We start from the raw sequence: 262 nt of genomic DNA, 5'->3' as shown, positions 1-262 counted from the left end.
ATGGCGTACTCATGTTTTACCCAATTTGCAGGCGGGTCGGATTTGTGTCGATGCGTTGCTGGCGTTCCGCGTAGAACACGTTGACTGACAGCGAGCCGCCGACTGCCGGATCGATCGAGTTGTAACGAATCGGCCAGTTGCCCGACGCAGGAAGCGGAGGGACCGGAGTAACCGAGCCGTCGTCCGTCCACGTCAGGGGCTGGCCAGCATTGATCGTGGCCAGCAAGCCGAACCCATCATGCGAATCGCGACCCCAGATATG

At 59.9% G+C, this 262-nt stretch carries 1 protein-coding gene; it reads right to left on the bottom strand.

The window, feature by feature from the left end; translation table 11 throughout:
* Positions 1–16: 16 nt before the first annotated feature.
* Positions 17–262 (bottom strand): hypothetical protein (locus tag AC1RPQ_RS08555; protein WP_481762357.1); only part of this gene is annotated, 246 nt, incomplete at its 5' end.

This window comes from Dellaglioa sp. CoH-57-MRSF-21 (assembly GCF_056781915.1).
This window is presented reverse-complemented; position numbering and strand designations above follow the sequence as displayed.